The 6,106-nt window shown below is 57.3% G+C and carries 4 protein-coding genes; 1 reads left to right on the forward strand and 3 read right to left on the reverse strand.

Annotation, left to right across the window (positions count from 1 at the left end):
* Window positions 1–76: 76 nt before the first annotated feature.
* The 3 genes from polA to BDE01S_RS07485 all read right to left on the reverse strand — a co-directional run bounded on the left by polA (window position 77) and on the right by BDE01S_RS07485 (window position 4,600).
* A complete protein-coding gene (polA, locus tag BDE01S_RS07475) occupies window positions 77–2,908 on the reverse strand; it encodes a DNA polymerase I (RefSeq protein WP_066079587.1) in 2,832 nt (943 codons plus the stop codon).
* A 176-nt stretch (window positions 2,909–3,084) separates the two neighbouring features.
* Complete coding sequence (locus BDE01S_RS07480) at window positions 3,085–3,549, reverse strand: PM0630 family protein (protein ID WP_066079590.1); 465 nt, start codon at window positions 3,547–3,549, stop codon at window positions 3,085–3,087.
* Window positions 3,550–3,595: 46 nt separating this feature from the next.
* Window positions 3,596–4,600, reverse strand: coding sequence for a quinone-dependent dihydroorotate dehydrogenase (locus tag BDE01S_RS07485; protein ID WP_066079593.1), 1,005 nt, complete (start codon window positions 4,598–4,600; stop codon window positions 3,596–3,598).
* Between the two features lie 325 nt (window positions 4,601–4,925).
* Between BDE01S_RS07485 and BDE01S_RS07490 the strand changes: the two genes are divergently transcribed.
* On the forward strand, window positions 4,926–5,987 hold the full coding sequence (locus BDE01S_RS07490) for an NAD(P)-dependent alcohol dehydrogenase (protein WP_066079596.1): 1,062 nt from the start codon (window positions 4,926–4,928) through the stop codon (window positions 5,985–5,987).
* The last annotated feature ends 119 nt before the right edge of the window (window positions 5,988–6,106 follow it).

Genomic DNA, 6,106 nt, shown 5'->3' on the forward strand with positions numbered 1-6,106 from the left:
TTTATCTGAAATGGCAGACAACGATTTGCCCACCATACACATTATTGCTGCCCGTCTATTTTCAGACGGCCTGAAATCAATGCGCCTCTTCCCAATTCTCCCCGTTCCCCACTTCCGCTACCAGCGGTACAGCCAACATCCCGCCGTCCACTTTTGCCATAATCTCCGGCAATTTCCCGCGTACAAAATCCAATTCTGAATCAACGACTTCCAACACCAATTCGTCATGCACCTGCATAATCAGTTTGCTTTCAAGGCCGTCCCCGCCTAAACCATGCGGGGATGACGTTTCTGAAGCTAACCAGTCGGATACGGCGACCATGGCGCGTTTGATTAAATCGGAGGCGGTGCCTTGCATGGGGGCGTTGATGGCGGCGCGTTCGGCGCCGGCTCTTGCATTGGCGTTTTTGGCGTGGATGTCGGGTAAATACAGGCGGCGGCCGAACAGGGTTTCGACGTAGCCTTGATGGGCGGCCTGTTCTTTGGTGCGCTGCATGTATTCGGCGACGCCGGGGTAGCGGGCGAAGTAGCGGTCGATGAAGTTTTTGGCCGATACGTTGTCGATGCCCAGCGATTTGGCCAGGCCGTATTGGCCCATGCCGTAGATTAGGCCGAAGTTGATGGTTTTGGCGTAGCGGCGCTGGTCGGATGTGACCTGTTCGGGCGCGATGCCGAAGACTTCGGCGGCGGTGCGGCGGTGGATGTCTTCGCCGTGGTTGAACGCGTCAATCAGGGTTTTGTCGCCGCTCAAATGCGCCATGATGCGCAATTCGATTTGCGAGTAGTCGGCGGAAACGATGGTTTTGCCTGCGGGGGCGGTAAAGGCGCGGCGCACGCGGCGGCCTTCGGCGGTGCGGATGGGGATGTTTTGCAGGTTGGGGTTGTTGCTCGCCAGGCGGCCGGTGATGGCGACGGCTTGGGCGTAGTTGGTGTGCACGCGGCCGGTGGCGGGGTTAATCATCTCGGGCAGTTTGTCGGTGTAGGTGGATTTGAGTTTGGCCAAGCTGCGGTTTTCCAAGATGATTTTCGGCAGCGGGTAATCGGGGGCGAGGCTTTCTAGTACGGCTTCGTTGGTGGAAATGCCGCCGGAGGCGGTTTTTTTCAGGCCTTTGGTGGGGATGCCCATTTTGTCGAACAGGATTTCCTGCAACTGTTTGGGCGAGTTGAGGTTGAAGGGCTGGCCTGCTGCTTGGTAGGCCTGCTGCTCCAGCTCTAAAATGCGCGCGCCGAGTTCGTGGCTTTGGGCGGCGAGTTCGGCTTTGTCGATGTGCACGCCGTTGCGTTCCATTTCAAACAACACTTGGGCGACGGGCAATTCCATTTGCTCGTACATTTCAAGCTGCTTGCCGTCCATTTGTGCTTTCAGACGGCCCTCCAGGCGCAGGGCGAAATCGGCGTCTTGGCAGGCGTATTCGGCGGCTTGCTCAATGGCGACATCGGCAAATGAAATGGCTTTTGCGCCTTTGCCGCACAGTGATTCGTAGGTAATGGTGGGTAAACCCAGCCAGCGTTCGGCCAACTCGTCGAGGCCGTGGCCTTTGTGGCTTTCGATGATGTAGGAAGCGAGCATGGCGTCGCCGGCAATGCCGCGTAAGGCAATGTCGTAGTTGGCGAAAATGTGTTGGTCGTATTTGAGGTTTTGGCCGGTTTTTTTCAGCTTTCCGCTTTCAAGATACGGTTTCAGACGGCCTAATACATCATGCAAATCCAGCTGTTCGGGCGCGGCGGTGGGGCTGTGGCCGAGCGGAATATACACGGCTTCGCCCGCGGCAAAGGCGATGCTGATGCCGACGAGCTGCGCTTTCATGGCTTCGAGCGAGGTGGTTTCGGTATCAAGGCCGATGTGTCTGGCGGCGGCGAGTTTTTCCAGCAGCGCGGCAAACTGCGCTTCGGTGGTCACGGCTTGGTAATTCAAAGTATCGGGTGCTTGCGGGTGTTCGATGACCGGTTCGGCCGGCATGGTCACGGTGGCAAGCGCGGCTTGTTCGCCGATGTGTTCCGCGCCGAATAAATCGCCGCTGTTTGCTTCTTTCATGCGCGTTTCGGCTTCTTTGAGCCAGGTGCGGAAACCGTAACGGGTGAACTCGCTCACGAGCTGCGCCCATTTCGGCGTGCGGCGGCGCAGGCTGTCCAAGCCTTCGGGCAATTCGCCGTGCAGGTCCAAGTCGGTTTTGATGGTCACAAGGTCGTAAGAGAGCGGCAGCTGCGGCAAGGCCGTCTGAAGGTTTTCGCCGACTTTGCCTTTGATTTCGGCGGCGTGCGCCATGACGTTTTCAAGACTGCCGTATTGTTCCAGCCATTTGACGGCGGTTTTGGGGCCGCATTTCTCTACGCCGGGCACGTTATCGACTTTGTCACCCATTAATGCCAGATAATCGCGGATTTGGTCGGGGCGCACGCCGAATTTGTTTTGTACGCCGTCGATGTCCAAAATCTCGCCGCTCATGGTGTTGACCAGCGTGACTTTGTCGTTGACCAACTGCGCCATGTCTTTGTCGCCGGTCGATACCCATACCTTGAGGCCGCCTTCCGCGCCTTGCCGCGCCAGTGTGCCAATCACGTCGTCGGCTTCTACATCGGGCACGACCAACACCGGCCAGCCCATCAGGCGCACGAGTTCCGGCAGCGCTTCGGCCTGCGGGCGCAAATCGTCGGGCATGGGCGGGCGCGTGGCTTTGTAGTCGGGAAACATCTCGTGGCGGAAGTTTTTGCCTTTGGCGTCGAATACGCAGGCGCAGTAGTCGTGCGGATAGTCGGCATGCAGGCGGCGCAGCATGTTCAACACGCCGTAGAGCGCGCCGGTGGGCGTGCCGTCGGGGGCGGAGAGGTTTTGCCCCATCGCGTGGTAGGCGCGGTAGAGGTAGGAGGAGCCATCGACTAAAAGCAGGGTGGGAATGGACGTATTCATGGTGTACAGGCCGTCTGAAAAATAATAAGAATAGCCGGATTATAAAGGAAAAAGCCGCCCGAAGCCTGTAAAGGGCTGCAGACGGCTGCGAATGTAGTCAAGGAACACTGAATGATACGGCATTACTGCGCCTTGCTTATTCCGTGTTCTTTGACCGTTAAGATACAAGAGCCGGATTAATAGGCTTTGAATTGGAAGGTTTTAGCGGGGTAGGATACGCCGTTGACATCCACTTGCAGGCTGTATTCGCCCAGCGGGTCGGTAGGCTCCATGCGCCAGCAGTGGCGGATATAGGGCGCTTTGCCGTCGGCGCGGATAACCGGCAGGTTGCTGCTGATTTTGTGTTCGGTGCCGTCAACCGAGCTGGCGGCGTTGGCAAAGCGTGCGCTCTTCGGAGAAACAAACGTTTCGGTGACGTTGGCCGACAGGGCGAATTCAGACAGGCCGGTCAGCTCCCAGCAGAGCAGGCGGTCGGGCTGGTTGCGGAACAAAAATTCCCCGTCCGGCAGGAAGCCTTGGTCTTGGCGGTTGGCATCTACGGCGCCGAGGCGGAAATTCGGGGTCGGCTGCGCGTCGTCGGCATAAACGGTAACGGGCAGGGCGGCGGCCAGCAAAGCGGCCAACAGGGTTTTTTTCATCATGGCATTTTCCTCATAACGGTTGGTTTTCAGACGGCAGGCGCGGCGATTAGCGCAAAGCCTGCAGACATTCTTTAATCAGGGCAGGGCCGCGGTACACCAAGCCGCTGTACACTTGTACGGCAGACGCGCCCAGGCGGATTTTTTCAGCGGCATCGCGGCCTTCCATAATGCCGCCGACCCCGATAACCGGCAGCGCGCCGTCGAGGTGTTCGGCCAATAATTTCAGCACTTGGTTGCTCTTGTCGCGCCCAGGCAGGCCGCTCAAGCCGCCTTGTTCGCCTGCCAGCGGGTGGCTGCCCAGCGATGATTTGTCGATGGTGGTGTTGGTGGCGATGATGCCGTCCATTTCCACCGATTTGACCACATGGGCGATGTCGGCGATTTGCGCTTCATCCAAATCCGGCGCGATTTTTACGGCCAGCGGCACATATTTGCCGTGCGCGGCGGCCAGCTGCGCCTGCTTGTTTTTCAAGGCTTCGAGCAGTGCGCTCAATTCGTCGCCGCCTTGCAGCGCGCGCAGGTTTTTGGTGTTGGGCGACGAGATGTTGACGGTGATGTAACCGGCATAAGCGTAGGATTTTTCCAGACAAACCAAGTAGTCGTCAACTGCCTGCTCGATGGGGGTTACGGCGTTTTTGCCGATATTGATGCCCAAAATGCCTTGATAGCTGCTGGCTTCGATGTTTTTAATCATCGCATCGATGCCATCGTTGTTGAAGCCCATGCGGTTGATGATGCCGCTGTGTTCGGGCACGCGGAACAGGCGCGGCTGCGGGTTGCCGGGCTGCGCTTTCGGCGTGACCGTGCCGATTTCGATAAAGCCGAAACCGAGCGCGCCGAGCGCATCGATGTATGCGCCGTTTTTATCGAGACCGGCAGCCAGGCCGACCGGATTGGGCAGGTTCAGCCCCATCAGCTTGGTCGGGCGCGTACGGTGGTCGGTAATGGGAATCAGGCCGAGCCGGTGTACGGTTTTGAGGCTGTCGAGCGTCAAGTGGTGGGCTTTTTCGGCATCGAGCTTGAATAAAAAGTTGCGGGCAAGCGAATACATGGCGGACTTTCGGTAGTCGGAATAAAACAGGCATATTTTACCTGAAAAACGGGGCAAAGCAGGCAGCAAAGGGCGTTTCTATGGCAATCTTTTGCGTAGGATTAAATTCCTTAACGCGCCGCCACCGCGCGCGGAGCCTGCCTGCAACAGGCCGTCTGAAAAAACGCTATATCATGACGGTATGCCGCGTGATGCAACAGTGTATGGCAGATTTTGTCATATTCGGCGGCGCACGAAAGGAGTATGATGGCGCAAGAGCCGTCTGAAAAACCGATGACGGGTATTTTCAGACGGCATACGCTGTCAAACAATAAGGAGTTTCCCCATGCCGACCACCGTAAAAGCCTATGCCGCGCAAAGCCCCACCTCGCCGCTTGCGCCGATTGATTTGGAACGCCGCGAGCTGCGTGCCGACGACGTCGAAATCGACATTCTCTACTGCGGCGTGTGCCATTCCGACCTGCACACCGCCCGCGCCGACTGGGGCGAAGCATTTTCACTCTATCCCGTCGTGCCCGGCCATGAAATCATCGGCCGCGTCAAAAATGTCGGCAGCAAGGTGGGCAAATACAAAGCCGGCGATTTGGTCGGCGTCGGCTGCATGGTGGATTCCTGCCAAGAATGTGCGCCCTGCCGTCACGATTTGGAGCAATTCTGCGAACAAGGCATGACCGCCACCTACAGCAGCCGCGACCGCATCGACGGCAGCATCACCCAAGGCGGTTACAGCACCGGCATCGTCGTGCGCGAAGAATTTGTGCTGCGCGTGCCCGAAAATCTGGACACCAAAGCCGTAGCCCCCTTATTGTGCGCCGGCATTACCACTTATTCGCCGTTGCGCCATTGGAACGTGAAACCCGGCAGCAAAGTCGCCGTCGTCGGCTTGGGCGGCCTCGGCCACATGGCCATCAAACTCGCCAAAGCCATGGGCGCGGAAGTGAGCCTGTTTACCCGCTCCAAAGGCAAAGAACAAGACGCTTACGCATTGGGCGCCAGCCGCGTGATTTATTCCACCGACGAAGCATCGATGGCCGCCGCCGCCAATCAGTTTGACCTGATTATCGACACCGTGCCCTACACCCACGATTTGAATCCGTATGTCCCCACTTTGGCATTGGACGGCACGCTGGTGTTGGTCGGTTTGGTCGGCGATACCGAGAAAACCATCTCCACCGTACCCATGCTGTTCGGCCGCCGCTCGATTTCCGCCTCGCTCATCGGCGGTATTAAAGAAACCCAGGAAATGCTGGACTTCTGCGCCGAACACAACGTCTTGCCGGAAGTGGAAATGATCGATATGCAAAACATCAACGAAGCGTATGAACGCATGCTCAAAAGCGACGTGAAATACCGTTTTGTGATTGATATGGAAAGTTTGAAAAAATAAGGGTTTATCCATACAAAAGGCCGTCTGAAAATGATTTTCAGACGGCCTTTTGTATGGCCGTTCAAATTCAAATCAGACTAGGCAACGAGTCGCAGATAGTACAAGTAGTACGGCAAGGC

The sequence above is a fragment of the Bergeriella denitrificans NBRC 102155 genome (assembly GCF_001592185.1).
Taxonomy (GTDB): domain Bacteria; phylum Pseudomonadota; class Gammaproteobacteria; order Burkholderiales; family Neisseriaceae; genus Neisseria; species Neisseria denitrificans.

What these genes read in the sequence shown, in the direction of transcription:
- BDE01S_RS07485 (WP_066079593.1), bottom strand. Translation starts at nt 4,600, where the DNA reads ATGTATTCGCTTGCCCGCAACTTTTTATTCAAGCTCGATGCCGAAAAA.
- BDE01S_RS07480 (WP_066079590.1), bottom strand. Translation starts at nt 3,549, where the DNA reads ATGATGAAAAAAACCCTGTTGGCCGCTTTGCTGGCCGCCGCCCTGCCC.
- BDE01S_RS07490 (WP_066079596.1), top strand. Translation starts at nt 4,926, where the DNA reads ATGCCGACCACCGTAAAAGCCTATGCCGCGCAAAGCCCCACCTCGCCG.
- polA (WP_066079587.1), bottom strand. Translation starts at nt 2,908, where the DNA reads ATGAATACGTCCATTCCCACCCTGCTTTTAGTCGATGGCTCCTCCTAC.